Genomic DNA, 24443 nt, shown 5'->3' with positions numbered 1-24443 from the left:
TGTACTCATCCGCTATACACCATCCCTATCATATATACGGCAGTAAAGATGAAAACCCAAACAACATCTAAGAAGTGCCAGTATAAACTTACTATAAATAATTTTGGCGCATTATATTTGTCTAATCCGCGTCGTTGGATTTGGATTAATAAACAAATGGCCCAAACGATACCTAGCGATACGTGACAACCATGCGTTCCTAATAGGATAAAGAAACTAGACCAGTAAGAACCAATTGTTGGGTTAACGCCTTCTGATGCATAGTGTGCGAATTCATAAATTTCGAATCCAACAAAGACTAAACCTAAAAGTAACGTAATGATCATCCAAAACATCATTAACTTTTGTTTTTCTTGGCGCATGTAGTAAATAGCAATACCACATGTGTAAGAACTGAATAATAATGCAAACGTCATTATTAAAACAAGAGGCAATTCAAATAACTCAGTAGTCATTTTACCTGCATAATCGCCACCATGTTGCAAAGTTAATAGTGTCGCAAATAGGGTACCGAATAACGCAAATTCGGCTGTAATGAAAATCCAAAAGCCAAGCTTATTTAATTCGCCTTCATGTGTGCGTGAATCAATAGTGTTTGTATCATGACTCATGACTTACAGCCTCCCTTTCTTTAATACGCGCTTCTCTTAATCTAGCTTCAGTTTCAGCAACTTCAGCAGCAGGGATATGATATCCGTGATCGATTTGGAAACTGCGATAAATCATAGTACCAAAAATACCGAATAAACAAATTAATGCTGGAATTACAGTTTCGAAAATTAAGAAGAAACCGCCGATAGTCATAAAGATACCAATCCAGAATCCAACAGGAGTATTGTTTGGCATATGAATGTCTTTGTAATTATGGTTGTCTAAATAATGACGACCATGTTCTTTCATATCAACAAATGTGTCGTAGCCATTCCAATCTGGTGTAATGGCAAAGTTGTATTTAGGTGGAATTGCTGATGCAGTAGTCCACTCTAGAGTACGACCAAGGCCATCCCAGTTATCTCCAGTTGCTTCACGTGGAGATTTGAAGTGACTGTATACGATACTAACAACAAGGAATAAGAATCCGATTGCCATTAATAATGCACCGATAGTTGAAATTAAGTTTAATAAGAACCAACCATCTGATGGCATATAAGTGTATAAACGACGTGGCATACCATCTAATCCAAGAATGAATTGTGGTAAGAAACAAACGTTAAATCCGATCATGAAGAACCAGAAGCACCATTTGTTTAATGTTTCGTTTAATTTGTAACCCATCATCTTTGGATACCAGAAGATTAAACCAGCTAAGCAGGCAAATACAACACCAGTAACCAATGTATAGTGGAAGTGAGCTACTAAGAAGTACGTATTGTGATATTGATAGTCAGCAGATGCCATTGCTAACATTACACCCGTAACACCACCTAAAAGGAAGTTAGGGATGAATGCTAATGAGAATAACATTGGTGACTCAAATGTAATACGTCCTTTATATAATGTTAATAACCAGTTAAACAATTTCACACCAGTTGGAATACCAATCAGCATTGTTGAAATTGAGAAGAATGAGTTGATTAACGCACCATTACCCATTGTGAAGAAATGGTGAACCCAAACTAAGAAACTAAGGAAAGCGATACCGGCAGTTGCCCATACCATACTTTGATGTCCGAATAAACGCTTACGAGCGAATGTCGGAATAATTTCTGAGTAAATACCAAATGCTGGAAGGATAACGATATAAACTTCAGGGTGCCCCCATACCCAGAAGAAGTTAGCCCAAAGCATTGGCATACCACCATGTGCAACTGTGAAGAATGCTGTGTCAAATATTCTATCAGTTGTCATTAATGCTAACGCTACTGTTAAAGGAGGGAAAGCAAGAATAACAATTAATGTAGTAATAAATGTTGTTACTGTAAACATTGGCATTTGCATAAACTTCATAGTTGGTGTTTTACATCTTAAAATTGTTACAAAGAAGTTGATACCTGTAGCTAAGGTACCAAGCCCTGAAATTTGTATAGCTATTAAGTAATAGTTAACACCCGGACCAGGACTGAATTCACCTGCTAATGGCGCATAGTTTGTCCAACCAGCTGCTGGTGAACCACCAATAATAAATGACAGGTTGAATAAAATCATACCTGCAAAGAATAGCCAGAAACTTACGTTGTTTAATACTGGGAATGCAACATCACGTGCTCCAATTTGTAATGGAACAACGATATTCCATAAACCAAAGATAAATGGCATTGCCATGAAGATAATCATGATTACACCATGTGTACTAAAAATTTCGTTATAGTGGTTAGATTCTAAAAATTTGTTATCAGGTACTGTTAGTTGCGCACGAATAAGTAACGCATCAATACCACCACGGACGAACATTAATACGGCACAGATTAAATACATAATACCGATTTTCTTATGGTCTACAGATGTGAACCATTCTTTGTAAAGATATTTCCATAATTTAAAGTAAGTAATTACTGCGATTAAACCAATAACTAAGAATGGGGCACCAATTTGTGCCATTGTAATCATCCAGTTACCTTTAACTAGTAATTGATCCCATGGAAAATTCATTAATGTCCACCTCCATGATCATCATTGTCTTGATCTTGCGCATCTTTTGAAATTTTCTTCATTTCTTTCGCATTTTTCGATTCATCTTTCTTGAACTCATTGTTATATGGTTCGTCATTTCCAAGAATCATCAATTTCATACCATGTCGTTTATAGTTCGCATTTGTAATTTGAGCTTTACGAGCAGGTATTAATGGTTTGTCTGATACATCTTTAAACATATTTTCTTCACTAGTGAAGTTTGGATCTTTCAATTCGAAATTGAAACGTTTATATGCATAGAAGATGTATTCTGGATCGGCTGCTGGATCAACAAACGCCATATGTGTACCATTAAATTCTAAAGCTTTATTAGGTGTGCTTGGTAATAATTGTTTATCAAATGTATCTTGATCTAACGTTTTCTTACCTTTAACTTCTTTCACCCATTTGTCGTAGTCTTTTTGACTAACGGCATTTACTTTAAATGTTTGACGCGAGAATCCTTCACCATTGAAGTTAGAATTACGACCTCTGAACGTACCAGTTTGAGATGCTTCTAACGTCCAATTCATTGTCATGCCAGTCATGGCATATTTTTGACCACCTAATTGTGGAATCCAGAAACTTGTCATTGTATCCATAGCTTGAAGCTTAAATACAACAGGACGATCTTTAGGGATTGTTAATGTATTAACAGTCTCTATATGTTCATCTGGATAAGCAAAGAACCATTTGTATCCTGCACTTACTGCATATACAACCATTGGATCTTTCTCACTCTTCGGTGGTTTTTCGTAATCGTATAAAGTTTTAACTGTAGGAATAGCTAAAGCAGCAACGATTATGATAGGTATTACAAACCATATTGTTTCAATGATGGCATTATGGTGCATCTTACCAGATTCGGCATTCTTATTATAACTATACTTGTAAATAAAAATGGCGAACATGCCAAGTACAACGAAACAAATAACAAGCATGAAGACGATTGAATAAAGAATCAAGAACTTCTGACTACTTGCTACTGGCCCTTTTGCGTTGAAAATTTCTATATTTGAACAACCACTAAGTAAAATTAGTGTGCCAAATAATAGAAGCAAAGACTTAAATTTTGACACTTTTTTGACCTCCTAATACTACAAATGTAGGGCTTAACATTAATTTTAAGTTATTACACAATATTTACAAGGGCTTATGGGAAAAAAATTAATAAAATTGTATCAAAAATGTTGATAAATCAAGGTGTGACGTGGGTTCACACATTTGTTAAAATTATGTGTACATTTTGTGACTAATAGCGTTTTTGAAAAAATTGCTTCATATTTAAAAGGGAAGTTGAGAATAGCTTTCAATTAAAGGTTAATTGAATGAAAATAAAAAAAGTTTGAAATTGTCTAATAAATTGAAAATGATGGCTAGTTCATTGAAAGGAAGCGCAAACATTTTAATGAGGAATTTGCCAAAAGTAATTTATCGTTAAACAATGAAAAGAGGAAATTTGTTTGTTCAAAATCAAAACATTCTTTTAAAAAGAGCAGTTTAGTTTTAATAATTTGATAGGTAGTCCTTTGGTATACAGAAAAAATACAATATTTGGGTTAAAGTTGCAGATGAAGTTGGAATAACAAATAAAATGGTAGCAAAACATGTACGTTTGCTACCATTTTATTTGCAGTATAGTGATGAGGGCTATTTAACCTCAATATACCTAGTGGAAATTTTAATTGCACCATCTGAATCAGTGACATGATATTTAATTTGATATTTACCAGATTTAGATGTATCAATTTGGCCATCGACTTTAATTTTATCGGTTAAATCTCCATCTTCTTTATCAAATGCACTTATGCCGTTTAGAAGGTTATAATCTTGACCTTTCTTAATAACGATATCATTAGCGCCTTTAATTTGTGGTGTAGTATTCGTCGTTGCATCTGCATTTAAATTTGGTGTTACTAGTGTAGCAGAAACACCGAGGGCTGATAATGACTGTAATAGTTTATTCATAATGTAACCTCCGAATGATAAGTCATTTCTGAGTTAGCTTTACTATACCTTAATTTATATTATTTACACATCATACTATAGTCCTAATCTTACCCTATAAAGAATGAAATTTAAATATAAATTTATAAATAATGAGGAAATAATTATTATTTTGAAAATCTGCCACAATTGTAAAATTAATAATTCAGGGATAATTTGAAATCAAATATAACTTTATTCGACAGTTTGAACTTAAATTGTTGTGCATCATAACAATAAGAAAAGGGAGGCAAAAATAATAAAGAACCACTAATGATTTATTATGTAGTAGTATTTTATCATTAGTCACAGCTTCTGTGTTGGGGACTCGCTGACTTGCATTGTCTGTAGAAATTGGGAATCCAATTTCTCTGTGTTGGGGCCCACACCCCAACTTGCATTGCCTGTAGAATTTCTTTTTGAAATTCTCTGTGTTGGGGCCCCTGACTAGAATTGAAAACTTGTTACAAGCTTAATTTCATTTAATTAACTATTGTCTATATAAAATTGTTGAGCCTAGAACAATGTGAAATGCTCCCTTCAAAGCCTTCATTTATTCAATGTCTACTTTGAAGGGAGCATTTGATCGATTAATGTCCCAGATTTTTCTTGTTATTCATTGCAATTGCAAAATAATATTTAATTTGGGTTAAAAGAGTTCATTAAAACTCATTTATTAATTCACATTACATAACTTATGTGAATTTACGAATCAATACCTCGACGCATTTTTTCTGCAAGCAAAGTATTATTTAATACCATAGTAATTGTTAATGGACCAACGCCACCAGGAACTGGTGTAATAGCTCCAGCAATTTCTTTAACCGCATCATAATCAACGTCACCTTTTAATTTGCCATTTTCATCTGGCGTATTGCCAACATCTATAATTACTGCTCCTTCTTTGACAACATCTTTTGTTACTAAACCAGGCTTACCAACTGCACTGACAATGACATCAGCATCTTTTAAATATGATGCCATATCCTTTGAACGAGAATGTAAGATTGTTACTGATGCATTTTTTTGAAGTAGTAACTTAGAAACTGGTTGTCCGACAATATGACTTCGTCCGATTACAACTGCATTTTTACCTTCTAAATCAATATCAGCATGTTTTAATATTTCCATGATGCCGAGCGGTGTGCAAGGTACAAAAGTTTGTTCGTCGATATATAATTTCCCTATATTTATTGGATGGAAACCGTCCACATCTTTATCAGGATTGATTGCTTCTAATATTTTCTGTTCGCTAACTTGTTTTGGTAGTGGTACTTGTACCAAAATACCACTTACAGAATCATCATTATTTAGTCTGTTTAGTTCGTTTAATACTTCTTCTTCAGTAGCTGTTTCTTCCAAATGTACGATTTCTGAAATCATACCAATTTTTTCAGCTGCTTTCTTTTTTGATCTAACATAACTTTGACTAGCGCCATCATTACCAACTAATATAACGGATAATTTAGGTGTAAAACCCTTTTCTTTTAGCGCTTCAACTTGATTTTGTAACCCCTGTCTGTAGTCTTTGGCAATTTGTTTACCATCTAAAATTTTAGCAACCATAAAAACTTCTCCTCCTATTGTCAACATCCTAACTTTGTTAGTTTATAAAACTAATTTACATAGCAAAAGACGTAAATTCAAACAAAAAATCAAAATAAAGTTCGATTTTTGATTGAAAAAGCAGAAATTGCTTGTTATGCTATATCTATAATATACAACTAAAGTAATTCACAATTCAAACTTTTGAAAGGGTGTACAAAGTGAAAGTAGCAGTCATTATGGGCAGTTCTTCCGATTGGAAAATTATGCAAGAGAGTTGTAACATGTTGGATTATTTTGAAATTCCGTACGAAAAACAAGTAGTATCCGCACATCGTACGCCAAAAATGATGGTTCAATTTGCTTCTGAAGCGAGAGAAAGAGGTATAGACATTATCATTGCAGGCGCTGGCGGTGCGGCACATTTACCAGGTATGGTTGCATCATTAACGACGCTACCAGTTATTGGAGTGCCGATTGAAACAAAAAGTTTAAAGGGTATAGATTCTTTATTATCAATTGTTCAAATGCCAGGAGGTATTCCGGTTGCAACGACTGCAATTGGTGCAGCAGGTGCTAAAAATGCAGGTATACTTGCAGCAAGAATGTTAAGTATTCAAAATCCTTCTTTAGTTGAAAAACTAAATCAGTATGAATCTTCGTTAATTCAAAAAGTGGAGGACATGCAAAATGAACTTCAATAAATTAAAGTTTGGTGCGACTATTGGCATTATTGGTGGTGGTCAGCTTGGAAAGATGATGGCACAATCAGCTCAAAAAATGGGTTATAAAGTGGCTGTATTGGATCCTGCTGAAGATTGTCCATGTAGATACGTTGCACACGAATTTATACAAGCCAAGTATGACGATGAAAAGGCACTCAATCAATTAGGACAAAAATGTGATGTGATTACTTATGAATTTGAAAACATTTCAGCCCAACAATTAAAACTATTATGTGAAAAGTACAATATTCCGCAAGGTTACCAAGCTATACAGTTATTACAAGACCGCTTAACTGAAAAAGAAACATTAAAAAGTGCTGGTACCAAGGTTGTCCCATTCATTTCAGTAAAAGAATCTAAAGATATTGACAAAGCAATTGAAACATTAGGATATCCTTTTATTGTAAAAACTAGATTTGGTGGCTACGATGGCAAAGGTCAAGTTTTAATTAACAACGAAAAAGACTTACAAGAAGGTATTAAATTAATTGAAACTAGTGAATGCGTAGCTGAAAAATATTTGAATATCAAGAAAGAAGTATCACTTACTGTTACAAGAGGAAACAACAATCAAATCACTTATTTCCCATTACAAGAAAATGAGCATAGAAATCAAATACTTTTCAAAACAATTGTTCCAGCGAGAATAGATAAAATAGCTGAGGCGAAAGAGCAAGTTAATAAAATTATCCAATCGATTCATTTCATTGGAACATTTACAGTTGAATTTTTTATAGATAGTAATAACCAATTGTATGTGAACGAGATTGCACCAAGGCCTCACAATTCCGGACATTATTCAATTGAGGCATGTGATTATTCACAATTTGATACTCATATTTTAGCAGTTACCGGACAATCATTACCAAATTCAATTGAATTATTAAAGCCTGCAGTCATGATGAACTTACTAGGTAAAGACTTAGATTTATTGGAAAATGAATTTAATGAACATCCAGAGTGGCACTTACATATTTATGGTAAGTCTGAGCGTAAAGATAGCAGAAAAATGGGGCATATGACTGTACTAACGAATGATGTAAACCAAACTGAACAAGATATGTACGCTAAATTTGAGGGGAGTAATTAAAGCATGACATTACTATATGAAGGAAAAGCGAAGCGCATTTTCTCAACAAATCAAGAAAATGAATTAAGAGTTGAATATAAAGATGAAGTTACTGCTGGAAACGGGGCTAAGAAAGACACAATGGCAGGTAAGGGGCGATTAAATAATCAAATTACTTCTATTATATTTAAATATTTACAAGAAAATGGAATAGAAAGTCACTTTATTAAGCAATTATCTGAAACAGAACAATTAGTTAAGCCTGTGAAAATAATTCCATTAGAAGTAGTTGTTCGTAATATTGCTAGCGGATCTATTACAAAGCGTTTAGGTTTTGAAAATGGTGAAGTTTTTAGAGAACCACTTGTGGAATTTTTCTATAAAAATGATGCATTAAATGATCCTTTGATTACAGATGATCACATCAAATTACTGAATATTGCGACAGATAAAGATATTGAAACATTAAAAACGAAAGCGCTAGAAATTAATCAAGTATTAAAACAATTAATGCATGCGATGAATTTAAAATTAGTAGATTTTAAAATCGAATTTGGAAAGACTGAGACTGGTCAAATTTTGTTAGCGGATGAAATATCTCCAGATACATGTCGAATTTGGGATAAAGCTACCAATGCAAACTTTGATAAAGATGTATATAGAAATAACACTGGATCACTGATTGAAACATATCAAATATTTTTAAACAAATTGGAGGATTTAAAATAATGAAAACAATTGAACTACATATCACATTACAACCACAAGTATTAGATACGCAAGGACAAACGCTTACTCGAGCTGTACATGATTTAGGTTATGCACAAGTGAATGATATTCGTGTAGGAAAAGTATTATATATGACAGTGGATGAGGTTAGTGATGAAAAGGTACACAACATTATTACAACTCTAAGTGAAAAATTGTTTGCAAATACAGTGATTGAAGAATATAGCTATAAAGTTTTAGAAGATGAAAAGGAGAATGCATAAAATGAAATTTGCGGTTCTTGTTTTTCCAGGTTCGAATTGTGATAGAGACATGTTTAATGCTGCTATTAAAAGTGGTGTTGAAGCGGAATATGTAGATTATAGAGAAACATCACTAAGTGGATTTGATGGAGTACTTATTCCTGGTGGATTTTCATTCGGGGATTACTTAAGATCTGGGGCAATGGCTAGTGTAGCGCCGGTTATTTCTGAAGTTAAACGTCTTGCAGCTGAAGGTAAGCCAGTATTAGGTGTTTGTAATGGGTTTCAAATTTTAACTGAAATAGGCTTATTACCTGGTGCATTATTGCATAACGATTCACATTTATTTATTAGTAGAAATGAAGAGTTAGAAATAGTGAATAATCAAACGGCTTTTACAAATCTTTATGAACAAGGTGAAAAAGTTATATATCCTGTAGCTCACGGCGAAGGTCATTATTATTGTACTGATGAAATATATCAAAAATTAAAAGCTAACAATCAAATTATTCTGAAATATGTGAATAATCCGAACGGTTCATATGACGATATTGCAGGAATTGTTAACGAAAAAGGCAATGTGTGTGGCATGATGCCACATCCTGAAAGAGCTTTAGAAACGTTGTTAGGTACTGATAGTGGTGTGAAATTATTTGAAGCGATGGTAAAAAGTTGGAGGGAACAACATGTCTAAATTTATCGAACCAAGCGTTGAAGAAATTAAACTTGAAAAAGTATATCAAGATATGGGATTAAGTGGTCAAGAATATGAAAAAGTTTGCGATATTTTAGGCAGACAACCTAACTTTACAGAAACAGGTATCTTTTCTGTTATGTGGAGTGAACATTGCTCTTATAAACATTCTAAACCGTTTTTAAAACAATTTCCTACGTCAGGTGAGCATGTGCTTATGGGTCCAGGTGAAGGTGCAGGGGTAGTCGATATAGGTGATAATCAAGCCGTAGTATTTAAAGTAGAATCTCACAATCATCCATCAGCAATTGAGCCATATCAAGGTGCTGCTACAGGCGTTGGTGGAATCATTCGTGACATTGTCTCTATTGGGGCTAGACCTATTAATTTGTTAAACAGTCTTAGATTTGGAGAATTAGATAATAAACAAAACCAAAGATTACTTAAAGGTGTTGTAAAGGGTATCGGAGGTTATGGTAACTGCATTGGTATTCCAACAACTGCTGGAGAAATCGAATTTGATGAACGTTATGATGGTAATCCACTTGTTAATGCAATGTGTGTTGGTGTTATCAATCACGACATGATTCAAAAAGGCACAGCAAAAGGTATAGGTAATTCGGTCATTTATGTTGGTTTGAAAACTGGTCGAGATGGTATTCATGGTGCTACTTTTGCATCTGAAGAATTGACGGAAGAAAGCGAAAGTAAACGACCTTCTGTACAAATCGGTGATCCATTTGTAGGTAAAAAATTAATGGAAGCAACACTTGAAGCAATTACATTTGATGAATTAGTTGGTATTCAAGATATGGGTGCTGCTGGTTTAACATCTTCATCTTCTGAAATGGCGGCAAAAGGTGGTAGTGGTTTACATTTGAGATTAGAACAAGTGCCAACACGTGAGCCAGGTATTTCTCCTTACGAAATGATGCTTTCAGAAACTCAAGAACGTATGTTACTAGTTGTTGAAAAAGGTACTGAACAAAAATTCTTAGATTTATTTGATAAGCACGAATTGGATAGTGCTGTTATAGGTGAAGTAACAGATACAAATCGTTTTGTTTTAACATATGAAGACGAAGTTTATGCTGACATTCCAGTTGAACCACTAGCTGATGAAGCACCTGTATATATTTTAGAAGGAGAAGAAAAAAATTATAATACTTCTAAAAATGATTATACACACATCGATGTTAAAGATACTTTCTTTAAATTACTTAAGCATCCGACTATAGCATCTAAACACTATTTATATGATCAATACGATCAACAAGTTGGTGCCAATACGATAATTAAGCCAGGACTTCAAGCATCGGTAGTACGTGTGGAAGGCACAAATAAGGCAATTGCTTCAACAATTGATGGTGAAGCGCTTTATGTATATAACAATCCATATGAAGGTGGAAAGATGGTAGTAGCTGAAGCTTATCGTAATTTAATTGCCGTGGGTGCAACACCATTAGCAATGACTGACTGCTTAAATTATGGTTCTCCTGAAAAGAAAGAAATTTATCAACAATTAGCAGATTCAACGAAAGGTATGGCAGAAGCTTGCGACATACTTAAGACACCTGTTGTTTCTGGAAACGTTTCTTTATACAACGAAACGAAAGGCACTTCTATTTTCCCTACACCAATTGTTGGTATGGTAGGTCTGATTGAAAACGTAGACTATTTAAATGATTTTCAACCTCAAGTTGGAGATAAGTTATATGTAATTGGTGATACTAAGGACGACTTTGGTGGTAGTCAACTTGAAAAATTGATTTATGGCAAAGTAAATCACGAATTTGAATCTATAGATTTGAGTTCAGAAGTTAAAAAAGGTGAATCAATCAAGACCGCTATTCGTCAAGGGGTATTATCACATGTTCAAACGGTTGGTAAAGGTGGCTTACTGATTACCTTAGCTAAACTAAGTGCGCATTACGGTTTAGGATTAAAGTCTTTAATAGATATAACAAATGCACAATTGTTTAGTGAGACACAAGGCCGATATGTTGTTTCTGTTAAATCAGGTAAAACTTTAAATATTGATAATGCAATAGAAATTGGGCTTTTAACAGATAGTGATAATTTCAAAGTAACAACACCATATACAGAGATTAGTGAAAATGTTTCAGATATTAAACAAATATGGGAAGGGGCAATTGCTCAATGTTTAACTACTCAGGATTAAACGAAGAATGTGGCGTGTTTGGTATTTGGAATCATCCTGAAGCAGCGCAACTAACATATATGGGACTTCATAGTTTGCAACATCGTGGTCAAGAAGGTGCAGGTATAGTTGTTTCTGATCAAAATGAATTAAAAGGCGAGCGAGGATTAGGCTTACTAACTGAAGCGATTAAAGATGACCAAATGGAACGATTAAAAGGATATCAACATGCAATTGGTCACGTCCGTTATGCTACTTCAGGTAATAAAGGTATTGAAAATATTCAACCGCTTCTGTATCACTTTTATGATATGAGTGTAGGTATTTGTCATAATGGTAACCTCATTAATGCTAAATCATTACGTCAAAATTTAGAAAAACAAGGTGCTATCTTCCATTCGTCTTCAGATACAGAAGTTATTATGCATTTGATTCGACGCAGTAAGGCGCCAACTTTTGAAGAAGCATTAAAAGAAAGTCTTCGAAAAATTAAAGGTGGTTTTACATTTGCAATTTTAACAAAGGATGCGTTATATGGCGCAGTAGATCCAAATGCTATCAGACCACTTGTTGTAGGTAAAATGAAAGATGGGACATACATCCTTGCAAGTGAAACATGTGCAATTGATGTGTTAGGTGCAGAATTCGTTCAAGATATTCATGCGGGTGAATATGTCGTGATTAATGATAAAGGTATTACAGTTAAATCTTATACACATCATACGACAACTGCAATTTCTGCGATGGAATATATTTATTTTGCGAGACCAGATTCAACGATTGCTGGTAAAAATGTTCATGCAGTGCGTAAGGCTTCAGGTAAAATGTTAGCACAAGAAAGTCCGGTAAAAGCTGATATGGTCATCGGTGTACCTAATTCATCATTATCTGCAGCGAGCGGTTATGCTGAAGAAATCGGTTTGCCATATGAAATGGGACTAGTTAAAAATCAATATGTTGCAAGAACATTTATTCAACCAACGCAAGAGTTACGTGAACAAGGTGTAAGAGTTAAGCTATCTGCAGTGAAAGATATTGTAGACGGTAAAAATATTATTCTTGTTGATGATTCCATTGTTCGAGGTACGACAATTCGACGTATTGTGAAAATGTTAAAAGATTCTGGTGCAAATAAAGTGCATGTGCGTATAGCATCACCGGAATTTATGTTCCCAAGTTTTTATGGAATCGATGTTTCAACTACGGCAGAATTAATTTCTGCAAGCAAATCACCTGAAGAAATTAAAGATTATATTGGCGCTGATTCGTTAGCATATCTATCTGTAGATGGGTTAATTGAATCAATTGGTTTAGATTATGACGCGCCATATAGTGGCTTATGTGTAGAAAGTTTCACTGGAGATTATCCTGCAGGGTTATATGATTATGAAGCAAATTATAAAGCACATTTAAGTCATCGACAAAAGCAATATATTTCTAAAAACAAACACTATTTTGATAGCGAGGGAAATTTAAATGTCTAAAGCATATGAACAATCTGGTGTAAATATTCATGCTGGTTATGAAGCTGTAGAAAGAATGTCTAGTCATGTTAAACGTACGATGCGTAAAGAAGTTATCGGTGGTTTAGGTGGATTCGGTGCTACATTTGATTTATCACAATTAAATATGACAGCACCAGTTTTAGTTTCTGGAACAGACGGAGTAGGTACGAAATTAAAACTAGCTATCGACTATGGTAAACATGATTCGATAGGTATCGATGCAGTCGCAATGTGTGTTAATGATATTTTAACGACAGGTGCAGAACCATTATATTTTTTAGATTACATTGCTACAAACAAAGTTGTTCCTGAAGTTATTGAACAAATTGTTAAAGGTATTAGTGATGCATGCGTTGAAACGAATACTGCACTTATCGGTGGAGAGACTGCTGAAATGGGTGAAATGTATCACGAAGGCGAATATGATGTAGCTGGATTTGCTGTTGGAGCAGTTGAAAAGGATGACTATGTAGATGGTTCAGAAGTGAAAGAGGGACAAGTTGTTATAGGGCTTGCGTCAAGTGGCATTCATTCAAATGGATACAGTTTAGTGCGCAAATTAATTAATGAATCAGGCATTGATTTGGCATCAAACTTCGATAATCGTCCATTTATAGATGTCTTTTTAGAACCAACTAAATTATATGTTAAACCTGTACTTGCTTTGAAAAAAGAAGTTTCTATTAAGGCAATGAATCATATTACTGGTGGAGGTTTTTATGAAAATATTCCACGTGCATTGCCAGCCGGATATGCTGCTAGAATTGATACTACATCATTTCCAACGCCAAAAATATTTGATTGGTTACAACAACAAGGCAATATAGAGACAAATGAAATGTATAACATTTTTAACATGGGTATTGGCTATACGGTTATCGTTGATGAAAAAGATGCACCACGTGCTTTGAAGATTTTAGCAGAACAAAATGTGGAAGCCTATCAAATTGGTCATATTGTGAAAAATGAGTCAACTGCAATTGAATTGTTGGGGGTATAACAATGGTTAAAATTGCGATTTTTGCATCAGGTTCAGGAAGTAACTTTGAAAATATAGTTGAGCATGTTGAATCAGGAAAACTTGAAAATATTGAAGTTACGGCGCTATATACGGATCATCAAAATGCGTTTTGTATAGATAGAGCAAAAAAGCACGATATTCCTGTTTATATTAATGAACCAAAACAATTTGGTTCAAAAGCAGCGTATGAACAACATTTAGTAACATTATTAAATGAAGATAAGGTAGAGTGGATTATTCTAGCTGGCTACATGCGTCTAATTGGTCCAGATTTATTAGCTTCATTTGAAGGTAAAATATTAAATATACATCCATCACTATTGCCGAAATATAAGGGGATTGACGCAATAGGCCAAGCATATCATAGTGGCGATACTATTACTGGTTCGACAGTACATTATGTTGATAGTGGTATGGATACGGGAGAAATTATTGAACAGAGACAATGTGATATTAGACCGGACGATTCAAAAGAACAATTAGAAGAGAAAGTAAAAAAATTGGAATATGAGTTATATCCAAGTGTTATTGCTAAAATTGTAAAATAAGGAGTATGTATGTGATGAAGAAAGCTATTTTGAGCGTATCAAATAAAACAGGTATTGTAGAGTTTGCTAAAGCGTTAACGCAATTAAATTATGAATTATATTCAACTGGTGGTACTAAGCGTATATTAGATGAAGCAAATGTACCAGTTCGTTCTGTTTCAGACTTAACACATTTTCCAGAAATAATGGATGGCCGTGTTAAAACATTACATCCAGCTGTTCATGGTGGTATTTTGGCTGATCGAAATAAACCGCAGCATTTAAATGAATTATCAGAACAACATATAGATTTAATTGATATGGTAGTAGTTAATTTATATCCATTCCAACAAACTGTTGCTAACCCTGATGTGACGATGGACGAAGCAATTGAAAATATTGATATTGGTGGTCCAACAATGTTACGTGCTGCAGCTAAAAACTATAAACATGTAACAACAATTGTACATCCTGCAGATTATCAAGAAGTATTGACGCGATTAAGAAACGATTCGTTAGATGAGTCATATAGACAATCATTAATGATCAAAGTTTTTGAGCATACTGCAGAATATGATGAAGCGATTGTACGTTTCTTTAAAGGGGATAAAGAAACTTTAAGATATGGAGAAAATCCACAACAATCAGCGTATTTTGTGAGAACTTCGAATGCAAAGCACACGATTGCAGGCGCTAAACAATTACATGGGAAACAATTAAGCTATAACAATATTAAAGATGCAGATGCTACACTAGCTTTAGTTAAAAAGTTTGATACACCTGCTGCAGTTGCAGTTAAACACATGAATCCATGTGGTGTTGGTATCGGTGACACGTTAGAACAAGCATTTCATCATGCGTATGAAGCGGATAGTCAATCAATATTTGGTGGAATTGTTGCATTAAACCGAGCTGTAACACCTGAGTTAGCAGAGCAATTGCATAGTATCTTTTTGGAAGTCATTATTGCACCAAAATTTACAGATGAAGCATTAAATATTTTAAAACAAAAGAAGAATGTAAGATTATTAGAAATTGATATGACTATAGACAGTAACGAAGAAGAGTTTGTTTCAGTATCTGGCGGATATTTAGTTCAAGATAAAGACAATTATGTCGTGCCAAAAGAAGAAATGAAAGTTGTTACAGAAGTTGCACCTACTGATGAACAATGGGAAGCAATGTTATTAGGATGGAAAGTTGTACCATCAGTAAAAAGTAATGCAATTATTTTAAGTAATAATAAACAAACTGTAGGTATAGGTGCTGGACAAATGAATCGTGTCGGTGCTGCTAAAATTGCGTTAGAGAGAGCTATTGAAATCAATGATCATGTAGCGTTAGTATCTGATGGATTTTTCCCTATGGGAGATACAGTTGAACTTGCAGCACAACATGGTATAAAGGCAATTATCCAACCGGGTGGTTCGATTAAAGATCAAGATTCAATTGATATGGCTAATAAACATGGTATTGCAATGGTAGTCACAGGCACTCGACATTTTAAACACTAATTTTAAAGGGGCGTAACATAAATGAATGTATTAGTAATTGGTGCTGGTGGACGAGAACATGCACTTGCATATAAACTTAATCAATCGAATCTAGTTAAACAAGTGTTTGTCATTCCAGGTAATGAGGCAATGACACCTATAGCTGAAGTACACACTGAAATTTCAGAATCTGATCATCAAGGGATACTAGATTTTGCTAAACAGCAAAATGTTGATTGGGTAGTTATAGGTCCAGAACAACCGCTAATTGATGGATTAGCAGACATTTTACGAGCGAATGGTTTCAAAGTGTTTGGTCCAAATAAGCAAGCAGCTCAAATCGAAGGCTCAAAGTTATTTGCTAAAAAGATAATGGAAAAATATAATATTCCAACTGCTGATTATAAGGAAGTAGAGCGAAAAAAGGATGCATTAACATATATTGAAAACTGTGAATTCCCTGTTGTTGTCAAGAAAGATGGGTTAGCTGCTGGGAAAGGCGTTATTATTGCAGATACAATTGAAGCAGCCAGAAGTGCTATTGAGATTATGTATGGTGATGAAGAAGAAGGTACTGTTGTGTTCGAAACGTTTTTAGAAGGTGAAGAGTTCTCGCTAATGACATTTGTTAATGGTGAATTAGCAGTTCCTTTCGACTGTATTGCACAAGATCATAAACGCGCATTTGATCATGATGAAGGACCAAATACTGGTGGTATGGGGGCTTATTGTCCAGTACCACATATTAGTGACGATGTTTTAAAACTTACAAATGAAACAATTGCACAACCCATTGCAAAGGCAATGCTTAATGAAGGTTATCAATTCTTCGGTGTATTATACATTGGTGCTATTCTAACTAAAGATGGTCCAAAAGTAATAGAATTTAATGCCCGTTTTGGTGATCCTGAAGCTCAAGTATTATTAAGTCGCATGGAAAGTGATTTAATGCAGCATATTATTGATTTAGATGAAGGAAAACGTACTGAATTCAAATGGAAAAATGAAGCTATTGTAGGGGTCATGTTGGCATCAAAAGGATATCCTGATGCATATGAAAAAGGGCATAAAGTAAGTGGCTTTGATTTAAATGAAAACTATTTTGTTAGTGGATTAAAGAAGCAAGGTGATACCTTTGTTACTTCAGGTGGTAGAGTTATACTTGCCATCGGAAAAGGTGACAATGTACATGATGCACAGCGAGACGCATACGAAAAAGTATCTCAAATACAAAGTGACCATTTATTCTATCGTCATGACATTGCGAATAAAGCACTACAACTTAAATAAGTATATTTAAAAATACTAAGATTAGCTATGAACGAATCTATAACGATAGATTTGTTCATAGCTTTTTTAGTTGTAGAGTCTAGGACATTGATTTCTGTACCAAATTTGTGATTATCATATGTTGTAATACAAAAGAGGCGCCACAACATGTTTGGATGAACAAAATAACATGTTTGTGGCACCTCTTTTGTTTAGTATGGAATAAATGGTTTTCTTTTTCTATACAATGAATTTCTAATTTAGTATCTATACAATTATGGATAAAATTTAACCTACACGACCAAGACGAACATCATCAATGCCCGTGATGGGTAAGGTGATTGAACAATAATATGCCAAAATAATAATGGCAATTAAAACTATAATAAAGATTACATCTTTATATGAGAAAGGTACGTTGTAATAGTAAGTACGAGGACCATCTCTAAATCCTTTCGACTCCATCGCAACTGATAATTGATGTGCCTTTCTAATGTTTTGACTTAATAGAGGTATGATTAAATGCTTAAATCGCTTTAATCCTCTATAATTTGCTGCGTCTATCATCTGATAGCGCATTTTTAAAGATCTGCGAAGCTGTATTAAAGAACTAATCATTAAAGGTATCATACGAATGGCAGCCATGAATGCATAAGCAACTTTTGATTTAACCTTTAAATGTTGCATTAAACTATAAAAAATCATGACAACCTGAGATGTGAGTGCGATTAAGATACCGAAAAATGAAATAGCAATAGTTCTTAATGATACATGTAAACCACGAACTAAACTTTCTGTTGTAATATGGATAAATCCGAATTTCAAAATTGTATGGCTACCATTCCCGTATAAAATCATGAACAGGGAAGAGAGTAATGCAAAGCCAATACTTATAGTTATAAAAATTGCTGTAATTTTAAACTGAGTACCATTAAACATCAATAAGAAAACTAACATTAAGATAGTGATATAAAGCATAAAATCGAAATTATGCACAAATATAATAAAGAAAAATAGTATAATTCCAAGAAATAGTTTCGTTATAATGTTGACATCATCAACAAATGATTGCCGAACCTTCCATTGCTCATACATTCGTATCACCATCACAATCTAGTAACGCACCATCTGAAATTTTAAGTCTTCTTGATGGGTAACGTTCAATTATTTCATCGTCATGTGTAACCATGACAATACTTTGTCCCAAATTAATTCGTTTTTGGAAAAGTTTGATCAACTGGAATGTATTATGGCTATCAAGTCCAAATGTCGGTTCATCTAAAAAGATGATATCAGCTTTAGAACTTAGTGCGGTAGCTACGCTAAGGCGTCGTTTTTGACCAATAGACAACTCATAAGGATGTTGATCTTTAACATTTTCTAAATCTAAAAGTTTTAAAAGTTGTATCGTTTCATCATCACTTTGATCTTTAGAAAGGTGATTAAAATGAATGTTAATTTCATCATAAACCGAATTTGTTATAAATTGTAACTCTGGGTTTTGATAAACTAGATACATGTGTTTTGCTGCATGTTTAATTTTTGTTAAATGCTGATTTTCAAAATAAACATCACCTTGATATTTAATCAATTGCATAATTGATTCAAGCAAGGTTGTTTTACCACTACCATTTGCCCCTGTAATTGTAATCCACTCACCTAGACCAATTTCTAAATCTGAGAATGAGAGCAACGTTGATTTACCGCGAATAATACGTCCATTTTTAAATTGTAATAAGTGTGAGTTTGTTGTTGGAAAGTCAACACGACTTGGTGCGAATTCCCATGCACGTGGATGCCACACACCATATTCACTGAGTAAATGAACATACTTCTGTAATATGATTTCAGGACATTCATCGGCAATGATATTTCCGTTATAATCCATCAAAATGACGCGGTCGACATGATTCCAGATGTGTTTAACTTTATGTTCAACGATTACAACAGTTTGATCTTCCCAAAGTTCAATTAGTTTAGTCCATAAATCTTCCGTTGCTTGAACATCTAACATTGCTGTCGGTTCATCTAAAAACAATGTTTTTGATTGTTGAAGAATGGTTTCAACAATTGCCAATTTCTGTTTCATCCCGCCACTTAAATCTTTGATATACGTTTCAGGGGTAACATTTAAATTGACCATATTTAAAGCATTGATAATTAACGCATCCATGTCTTCACGTGGTACTTGTCTATTTTCTAAAACGAATGCAAGTTCTTCGTATACTTTTGGCATACAAAACTGGCTATCAGGGTCTTGGAAAATAACGCCACTTAATGGGTCAACGATTAGTTCATCATATTTCATAGGTAATTCAATTAAATTAGGAACAATACCACTTAATACATTCAGAAGTGTACTTTTACCGCAACCAGAAGGACCGAGTAAAAGTACTTTTTCTTTGTCTTGAATAGTGATATTTAAATGATCGAAAATTTTACGCTGACCACTTGGATATTTTAATCGTAAATCACTTACTTTTAACACTCTGAATGCTCCTCTTATAAGTTGTCGTAATCTTCTTTAGCAGCTGGCCTAAATAATTTTGTTACGCCTGTCTTATCTAAAGCTTTTACTAAAAGGTAAGATAGGACGCCGGCGACTACTGCACCACTAATTAATCTAAATACGATGAATAATGTTAAGTTCCAACCTGCAACTTCATTTAAATAACCATAGAAATAATCGATCGGGAAAGCCGCGATAGCTGTACAAAAACCTGCTAACATAGCTACCATAACTGAACGAGATTGATATTTAAAAATTGCAAAGACAAGTTCACACGCTAAACCTTGTATGAAAGCGTAAACGATTGTCGGAATATCGAAACGACCCATAATGATAGTTTCGCCGGCACCTGCAGCAAATTCAGCCAATAAAGCAATACCTGGTTTTGGAATAATTAGATAGCAGACAATCGCTGCCATGAACCAAACCCCGTTTGTTAATTGTTCGAGGTGAAGGCCTGTAGCTTGCACACCATTGTAAACAAACCACCATAAATTGTAAATAACTGCGAATACTACTGAAATAAGTACGGTTACTAGAATTTCAGATAGCTTTAAACCTTTTGACATTTTTACATCCTCCTAATAAAAAAACGCACAACCATCCATAGGAAAGTTATGCGTTCACAATATATATTAGTAAAACATATGTATAGTAACACTTTCCTACGCTAGTTCAAGCTAGATCAGGTTCAAAGGGTTTGAGGGCAAGCCTCATCTCAGTATAAAACACCCCTAGTGTGTGCGATTTATTTAATTAATTATACTGTAAGACGTTTATAAACTTATGTCAATAGGTTGTCTTCATGAAATTTCGTTTAATTCGATTTAAAATTTATAATATTAGCATTAGATTTAAATTAAAGATGTAGTAGAAATGTTAGTAATTAAAGATATAAAAATATGTGACATGTAATAATATTAAGTTGATAAGTGAAGAGGGATACTTATCAATCATACCTCTTTAACAACAGTGAACAACCCGTGCATAATGGCTTGTGAATTATTGTTTGTAAGGTAAAAGAGGGATACCAGCGGCGAGCGCAAGCAAAAAAGCCCCAAACAACTAAAAGTTATAAGGTAAAAGAGGGATACTTGCGCCGAGCGCATGCATAAAATCCCCTAACAACGAAAAGTTGTAAGGGGATTTAAATTAATTTAGTGTATCTTGGATATCTTGTTTTGTTTGATTAATATCTTCTGTTTTTTCTTCTTTTTTATCTTTTAGTTTTTCTTCAACTTCTTTAGCTTTTTCTGCTGCTTTTTTATTTTGATTTTCATTTGACATGATTAATTCCTCCCAAATTGGATAATTATTTATATATAAATCTTACCCGGTTGTACTTTCGTTAAACTTTTCTAAGTCTATAGCACTATTTATTCATTTATCTAAAGACAACAACATTAGATTAATATATAATGATTTTGAGGTGAACATAATGTCTTTTCTTAGGAAACACGCCGAAATTATTTTTAGCTATTTAATCGGTATCGTTTCACTCTTCACTGGTCTCATTATTTTAATTAACTTGCCTTTAATTAAACAATTAAATGGTGGTAAAAAAGTTGATACACATGTTCATAATGTGTGGGAATTTCTGAATGCATTTTTCAGTGAAATTATTAAAGTAATGAGTCGATTTATAGGTAATTTCCCTATAGTTAGTGCAATTGTGATAATTATATTCGGTATTTTAGTTATGTTGATTGGTCATACATTACTTAGAACTATTAAGTATGACTATGATATTTCTATCTTTTTCTTAGTTATCGGTATCATGTACTTTATTATTACGCTTATATTAATGACGCAAGTATATGGATTCTTTGCGGTAATTTTCATTATTCCATTTACAATTCATATTGGATATATCGTTTATAAAGATGAATTGAATCAGGAAAATGTTAAAAATCATTACATGTGGATTATTGTAAGTTATGGTATAAGTTATTTAATTACACAAATTGCATTGTATGGCAGAATTGATGCTAATGAAATAGAATCAATTGATATCTTAAGTGTCAATGCTTTCTTTATAATTATGTGGTTACTTGGTCAAATGGCTATTTGGAATTTCTTGTTCTTGCGCCGAGCTTTACCTTTAACAAAGCAAGAATTAGGTGAAGAGGAGCCAGAATTATCAAGAACAAGTAAAGGGAATGTCACGAATCAAACTAAAATTCACTTGAAGCAACTCCAAGATAAGACTACAGAATATGCACGTAAGACAAGAAGAAGTGTCGATTTAGATAAAATTAGAGCTAAAAGAGATAAATTCAAAAAGAAAGTTAATGATATTATCGATATTCAAGAGGACGATATTCCTGATTGGATGAGAAAACCGAAATGGGTTAAACCGATGTATGTCGAACTATTTTGTGGTGTCGTCATCTTTTTATTCACATTTTTAGAATTTAATAATCGTAATGCATTATTTGTATCTGGTGATTGGAAATTATCACAGACACAATATGTTATTGAATGGGTTACATTACTAATTCTGCTATTCATTATTATCGCATATATCGCTACAACGTTAACTTTCCACTTGAAAGGTAAGTTTTATTATTTACAATTATTTATGGGGAGCATTTTATTCTTTAAATTGTTAACGGAATTTATAAATATAATGATTCATGGACTTCTACTTTCAGTGTTCATTACGCCAACATTACTATTAATGTTATTGGCAATCATCATTTCTTATTCGTTACAATTACGAGAGCGACCATAATTAAAAGCATTATAAAAGTACTATCTATTAAACATTTTGATGTGTACGCTATAAGTTAGATATATCTCTAACTTACTTAGATACAGGTCAATGAAGTTTATGGATAGTACTTTTTTTGTAACTAGATTTGATTGATTCAGGTAATGTGAATTAAGTATTGAAAATTGTATACAAAGTTTTAGTGCAAATAAAATAGTTGAAAAGTTATCCATTTGTAAAATTAAGAAAACTAGTAAATAGTTGAAGTGACAAGTGGAATTTGCGAAACGATATATAGTATCTCATTTATAGAAGTTTAACATATATCATTCGAATTACTAATTTGTTAAAATCAACAGTAAGATTAGAAGTAGATGATATTGAAATTTGGCAAACAATTTAATCTATATAAAACTACAACGAAACACAGAAAGGAAGTTGTCAGATGAAAATAGCAACTCTGAACAAAGGCAAAGAAACAAAATATTTTAATGGATATCCTTTAATTGAAGAAGAGGATATCTATTCACAAGATCATTTAAAAGAAGGAGATATTTTTCAAATTGTGACTGATAAATCACAATATGTTGCAACGGCTTATGTTGGTCGCCAACATAAAGGATTAGGTTGGGTTCTAACATACGATAAAGCTCAAGAAGTCAACACAGCTTTCTTTGTGAAATTGTTTAATACTGCATTAGCAGAACGTGATTATTATTTTAATATAGATGGAACAAATGCTTTTAGATTATTTAATGCTGAAGGTGATGGAGTTGGGGGATTAACGATCGACAATTACGATGGTCATTTGTTGATTCAATGGTACTCAAAAGGTATTTATAAATTTAAATATGCCATTCTTGAAGCGGTTAGAAAGGTATTTGATTATAAATCTATATACGAAAAAGTAAGATTTAAAGACAGCGAATATAGTGGTGGTTTTGTTGAAGGCGATGCACCTGAGTTTCCAATTGTTATCGAAGAAAACTTCACATTTTATAATGTAGACCTTGAAGATGGTTTGATGACAGGTATCTTTTTAGATCAAAAAGAAGTACGCAAGAAATTAAGGGATCAATATGCCAAAGAACGCCATGTTTTAAACTTATTTAGTTATACAGGTGCTTTTTCTGTAATAGCAGCAAGTGAGGCATCTTCAACAACAAGTGTAGATTTGGCTAATCGTTCTCGTAGTTTAACTGAAGAAAATTTTGGATTAAATGCTATTGATCCTAAATCTCAATATATTTATGTCATGGACACTTTTGATTTCTATAAATATGCTGCACGTCATGGACATAGTTATGACACGATCGTGATTGATCCACCTAGCTTTGCACGCAATAAAAAACGTACATTTTCAGTGCAAAAAGATTATGACAAATTAATTACTGGCGCCTTAAATATCTTATCATCTGAAGGAACATTATTATTATGTACAAACGCAAGTGTATATCCATTAAAGCAATTTAAAAATACTATTAAAAAGACGCTTGAAGAGAGTGGCGTTGATTATGAATTAACTGAAGTTATGGGATTACCAAAAGATTTTAAAACACATCCACATTATAAGCCATCTAAATATTTAAAAGCTGTTTTTGTAAATATTAGACATTAATTTGATAAAAAGGGGTATAGTATCTTA

General features: G+C 33.4%; 23 protein-coding genes and 1 riboswitch. Of the genes, 14 read left to right on the top strand and 9 right to left on the bottom strand.

Going from position 1 to position 24443, the window contains the following annotated elements; all coding sequences use genetic code 11:
• Nucleotides 1-5: 5 nt before the first annotated feature.
• Genes qoxC through qoxA form a run of 3 tightly spaced genes read right to left on the bottom strand, consistent with a single transcriptional unit; the run spans nt 6 to nt 3689 of the window.
• On the bottom strand, nt 6-611 hold the full coding sequence (gene qoxC, locus NST10_RS04985) for a cytochrome aa3 quinol oxidase subunit III (RefSeq protein ID WP_000017736.1): 606 nt from the start codon (nt 609-611) through the stop codon (nt 6-8).
• A complete protein-coding gene (gene qoxB, locus NST10_RS04980) occupies nt 601-2589 on the bottom strand; it encodes a cytochrome aa3 quinol oxidase subunit I (RefSeq protein WP_001010763.1) in 1989 nt (662 codons plus the stop codon). Before qoxB ends, qoxC begins: the two co-directional genes overlap by 11 nt.
• Nucleotides 2589-3689, bottom strand: a complete 1101-nt coding sequence (gene qoxA / locus NST10_RS04975; RefSeq protein ID WP_000032836.1) for a cytochrome aa3 quinol oxidase subunit II — start codon at nt 3687-3689, stop codon at nt 2589-2591. Before qoxA ends, qoxB begins: the two co-directional genes overlap by 1 nt.
• A gap of 304 nt (nt 3690-3993) precedes the next feature.
• Between qoxA and NST10_RS04970 the strand changes: the two genes are divergently transcribed.
• Complete coding sequence (locus NST10_RS04970) at nt 3994-4128, top strand: hypothetical protein (protein WP_339212055.1); 135 nt, start codon at nt 3994-3996, stop codon at nt 4126-4128.
• 132 nt (nt 4129-4260) lie between these two features.
• On the opposite strand, the gene NST10_RS04965 is transcribed toward NST10_RS04970, so the two are convergent.
• Both NST10_RS04965 and folD read right to left on the bottom strand, forming a co-directional pair.
• On the bottom strand, nt 4261-4578 hold the full coding sequence (locus NST10_RS04965; protein ID WP_001037831.1) for a DUF5011 domain-containing protein: 318 nt from the start codon (nt 4576-4578) through the stop codon (nt 4261-4263).
• Between the two features lie 723 nt (nt 4579-5301).
• Nucleotides 5302-6162: a bifunctional methylenetetrahydrofolate dehydrogenase/methenyltetrahydrofolate cyclohydrolase FolD gene (gene folD, locus NST10_RS04960; RefSeq protein ID WP_000225845.1), complete on the bottom strand. Its 861-nt coding sequence runs from the start codon at nt 6160-6162 to the stop codon at nt 5302-5304.
• Between the two features lie 200 nt (nt 6163-6362).
• Here folD and purE point away from each other — a divergent pair, with 200 nt between their 5' ends.
• Genes purE through purD form a run of 11 tightly spaced genes read left to right on the top strand, consistent with a single transcriptional unit; the run spans nt 6363 to nt 17597 of the window.
• Nucleotides 6363-6845: a 5-(carboxyamino)imidazole ribonucleotide mutase gene (gene purE / locus NST10_RS04955; protein WP_000861570.1), complete on the top strand. Its 483-nt coding sequence runs from the start codon at nt 6363-6365 to the stop codon at nt 6843-6845.
• The gene (purK, locus tag NST10_RS04950) at nt 6832-7956 is read left to right on the top strand and encodes a 5-(carboxyamino)imidazole ribonucleotide synthase (RefSeq protein ID WP_001010391.1); all 1125 of its coding nucleotides are present in this window, start codon (nt 6832-6834) and stop codon (nt 7954-7956) included. The genes purE and purK overlap by 14 nt, the downstream gene beginning before the upstream one ends.
• 3 nt (nt 7957-7959) lie before the next feature.
• On the top strand, nt 7960-8664 hold the full coding sequence (purC, locus tag NST10_RS04945; protein WP_000174050.1) for a phosphoribosylaminoimidazolesuccinocarboxamide synthase: 705 nt from the start codon (nt 7960-7962) through the stop codon (nt 8662-8664).
• Nucleotides 8664-8927 carry a phosphoribosylformylglycinamidine synthase subunit PurS gene (gene purS, locus NST10_RS04940; protein WP_000848351.1) on the top strand — a complete coding sequence of 88 codons (264 nt, stop codon included), beginning with the start codon at nt 8664-8666 and terminating at the stop codon, nt 8925-8927. Before purC ends, purS begins: the two co-directional genes overlap by 1 nt.
• Before the next feature lies 1 nt (nt 8928).
• Nucleotides 8929-9600 carry a phosphoribosylformylglycinamidine synthase I gene (gene purQ, locus NST10_RS04935; RefSeq protein ID WP_000666808.1) on the top strand — a complete coding sequence of 224 codons (672 nt, stop codon included), beginning with the start codon at nt 8929-8931 and terminating at the stop codon, nt 9598-9600.
• Complete coding sequence (gene purL / locus NST10_RS04930; RefSeq protein WP_339211676.1) at nt 9593-11782, top strand: phosphoribosylformylglycinamidine synthase subunit PurL; 2190 nt, start codon at nt 9593-9595, stop codon at nt 11780-11782. The genes purQ and purL overlap by 8 nt, the downstream gene beginning before the upstream one ends.
• A complete protein-coding gene (gene purF / locus NST10_RS04925) occupies nt 11761-13245 on the top strand; it encodes an amidophosphoribosyltransferase (RefSeq protein WP_000483716.1) in 1485 nt (494 codons plus the stop codon). The genes purL and purF overlap by 22 nt, the downstream gene beginning before the upstream one ends.
• Entirely contained in the window at nt 13238-14266 is a 1029-nt protein-coding gene (gene purM / locus NST10_RS04920) for a phosphoribosylformylglycinamidine cyclo-ligase (protein WP_000030814.1), read from the top strand. The genes purF and purM overlap by 8 nt, the downstream gene beginning before the upstream one ends.
• Before the next feature lie 2 nt (nt 14267-14268).
• Nucleotides 14269-14835, top strand: a complete 567-nt coding sequence (purN, locus tag NST10_RS04915; RefSeq protein WP_000238673.1) for a phosphoribosylglycinamide formyltransferase — start codon at nt 14269-14271, stop codon at nt 14833-14835.
• Nucleotides 14836-14849: 14 nt separating this feature from the next.
• The gene (gene purH / locus NST10_RS04910) at nt 14850-16328 is read left to right on the top strand and encodes a bifunctional phosphoribosylaminoimidazolecarboxamide formyltransferase/IMP cyclohydrolase (protein WP_000709288.1); all 1479 of its coding nucleotides are present in this window, start codon (nt 14850-14852) and stop codon (nt 16326-16328) included.
• 21 nt (nt 16329-16349) lie between these two features.
• On the top strand, nt 16350-17597 hold the full coding sequence (purD, locus tag NST10_RS04905; protein WP_001101912.1) for a phosphoribosylamine--glycine ligase: 1248 nt from the start codon (nt 16350-16352) through the stop codon (nt 17595-17597).
• Nucleotides 17598-17864: 267 nt separating this feature from the next.
• Here the strand turns inward: purD and NST10_RS04900 are convergent, their stop codons facing one another.
• The 4 genes from NST10_RS04900 to graF form a co-directional block, all read right to left on the bottom strand.
• Nucleotides 17865-18671, bottom strand: a complete 807-nt coding sequence (locus tag NST10_RS04900) for an energy-coupling factor transporter transmembrane protein EcfT (RefSeq protein ID WP_000273254.1) — start codon at nt 18669-18671, stop codon at nt 17865-17867.
• Nucleotides 18664-20064 (bottom strand): ABC transporter ATP-binding protein, encoded by a 1401-nt coding sequence (locus tag NST10_RS04895; RefSeq protein WP_000921970.1) that lies wholly within the window; start codon nt 20062-20064, stop codon nt 18664-18666. Before NST10_RS04895 ends, NST10_RS04900 begins: the two co-directional genes overlap by 8 nt.
• A gap of 14 nt (nt 20065-20078) precedes the next feature.
• Nucleotides 20079-20654: an ECF transporter S component gene (locus tag NST10_RS04890; protein ID WP_000033477.1), complete on the bottom strand. Its 576-nt coding sequence runs from the start codon at nt 20652-20654 to the stop codon at nt 20079-20081.
• A 76-nt stretch (nt 20655-20730) separates the two neighbouring features.
• A riboswitch (TPP riboswitch) is annotated at nt 20731-20831 on the bottom strand.
• 406 nt (nt 20832-21237) lie between these two features.
• Nucleotides 21238-21372, bottom strand: coding sequence for a glycopeptide resistance-associated protein GraF (gene graF, locus NST10_RS04885; RefSeq protein WP_000064214.1), 135 nt, complete (start codon nt 21370-21372; stop codon nt 21238-21240).
• A 151-nt stretch (nt 21373-21523) separates the two neighbouring features.
• On the opposite strand from graF, the gene NST10_RS04880 reads away from it, so the two are divergent.
• A complete protein-coding gene (locus tag NST10_RS04880) occupies nt 21524-22819 on the top strand; it encodes a hypothetical protein (RefSeq protein WP_000009075.1) in 1296 nt (431 codons plus the stop codon).
• A gap of 424 nt (nt 22820-23243) precedes the next feature.
• Nucleotides 23244-24416, top strand: coding sequence for a class I SAM-dependent rRNA methyltransferase (locus tag NST10_RS04875; protein ID WP_000685076.1), 1173 nt, complete (start codon nt 23244-23246; stop codon nt 24414-24416).
• Nucleotides 24417-24443 lie beyond the last annotated feature (27 nt).

Source organism: Staphylococcus sp. FSL W8-0305, assembly GCF_037966415.1.
In the GTDB taxonomy this organism is placed as follows: Bacteria; Bacillota; Bacilli; order Staphylococcales; family Staphylococcaceae; genus Staphylococcus; species Staphylococcus aureus.
Note: the sequence above shows the minus strand (reverse complement) of the source record. Positions and strands in the feature narration are given on the sequence as shown.

Excerpts from the sequence above, each read along its gene's own strand:
- qoxC (WP_000017736.1), bottom strand. The coding sequence starts at position 611 with ATGAGTCATGATACAAACACTATTGATTCACGCACACATGAAGGCGAA.
- qoxB (WP_001010763.1), bottom strand. The coding sequence starts at position 2,589 with ATGAATTTTCCATGGGATCAATTACTAGTTAAAGGTAACTGGATGATT.
- NST10_RS04965 (WP_001037831.1), bottom strand. The coding sequence starts at position 4,578 with ATGAATAAACTATTACAGTCATTATCAGCCCTCGGTGTTTCTGCTACA.
- folD (WP_000225845.1), bottom strand. The coding sequence starts at position 6,162 with ATGGTTGCTAAAATTTTAGATGGTAAACAAATTGCCAAAGACTACAGA.
- purK (WP_001010391.1), top strand. The coding sequence starts at position 6,832 with ATGAACTTCAATAAATTAAAGTTTGGTGCGACTATTGGCATTATTGGT.
- purC (WP_000174050.1), top strand. The coding sequence starts at position 7,960 with ATGACATTACTATATGAAGGAAAAGCGAAGCGCATTTTCTCAACAAAT.
- purS (WP_000848351.1), top strand. The coding sequence starts at position 8,664 with ATGAAAACAATTGAACTACATATCACATTACAACCACAAGTATTAGAT.
- purQ (WP_000666808.1), top strand. The coding sequence starts at position 8,929 with ATGAAATTTGCGGTTCTTGTTTTTCCAGGTTCGAATTGTGATAGAGAC.
- purL (WP_339211676.1), top strand. The coding sequence starts at position 9,593 with ATGTCTAAATTTATCGAACCAAGCGTTGAAGAAATTAAACTTGAAAAA.
- purF (WP_000483716.1), top strand. The coding sequence starts at position 11,761 with ATGTTTAACTACTCAGGATTAAACGAAGAATGTGGCGTGTTTGGTATT.
- purM (WP_000030814.1), top strand. The coding sequence starts at position 13,238 with ATGTCTAAAGCATATGAACAATCTGGTGTAAATATTCATGCTGGTTAT.
- purN (WP_000238673.1), top strand. The coding sequence starts at position 14,269 with ATGGTTAAAATTGCGATTTTTGCATCAGGTTCAGGAAGTAACTTTGAA.
- purH (WP_000709288.1), top strand. The coding sequence starts at position 14,850 with ATGAAGAAAGCTATTTTGAGCGTATCAAATAAAACAGGTATTGTAGAG.
- purD (WP_001101912.1), top strand. The coding sequence starts at position 16,350 with ATGAATGTATTAGTAATTGGTGCTGGTGGACGAGAACATGCACTTGCA.
- NST10_RS04900 (WP_000273254.1), bottom strand. The coding sequence starts at position 18,671 with ATGTATGAGCAATGGAAGGTTCGGCAATCATTTGTTGATGATGTCAAC.
- NST10_RS04890 (WP_000033477.1), bottom strand. The coding sequence starts at position 20,654 with ATGTCAAAAGGTTTAAAGCTATCTGAAATTCTAGTAACCGTACTTATT.
- graF (WP_000064214.1), bottom strand. The coding sequence starts at position 21,372 with ATGTCAAATGAAAATCAAAATAAAAAAGCAGCAGAAAAAGCTAAAGAA.
- NST10_RS04880 (WP_000009075.1), top strand. The coding sequence starts at position 21,524 with ATGTCTTTTCTTAGGAAACACGCCGAAATTATTTTTAGCTATTTAATC.
- NST10_RS04875 (WP_000685076.1), top strand. The coding sequence starts at position 23,244 with ATGAAAATAGCAACTCTGAACAAAGGCAAAGAAACAAAATATTTTAAT.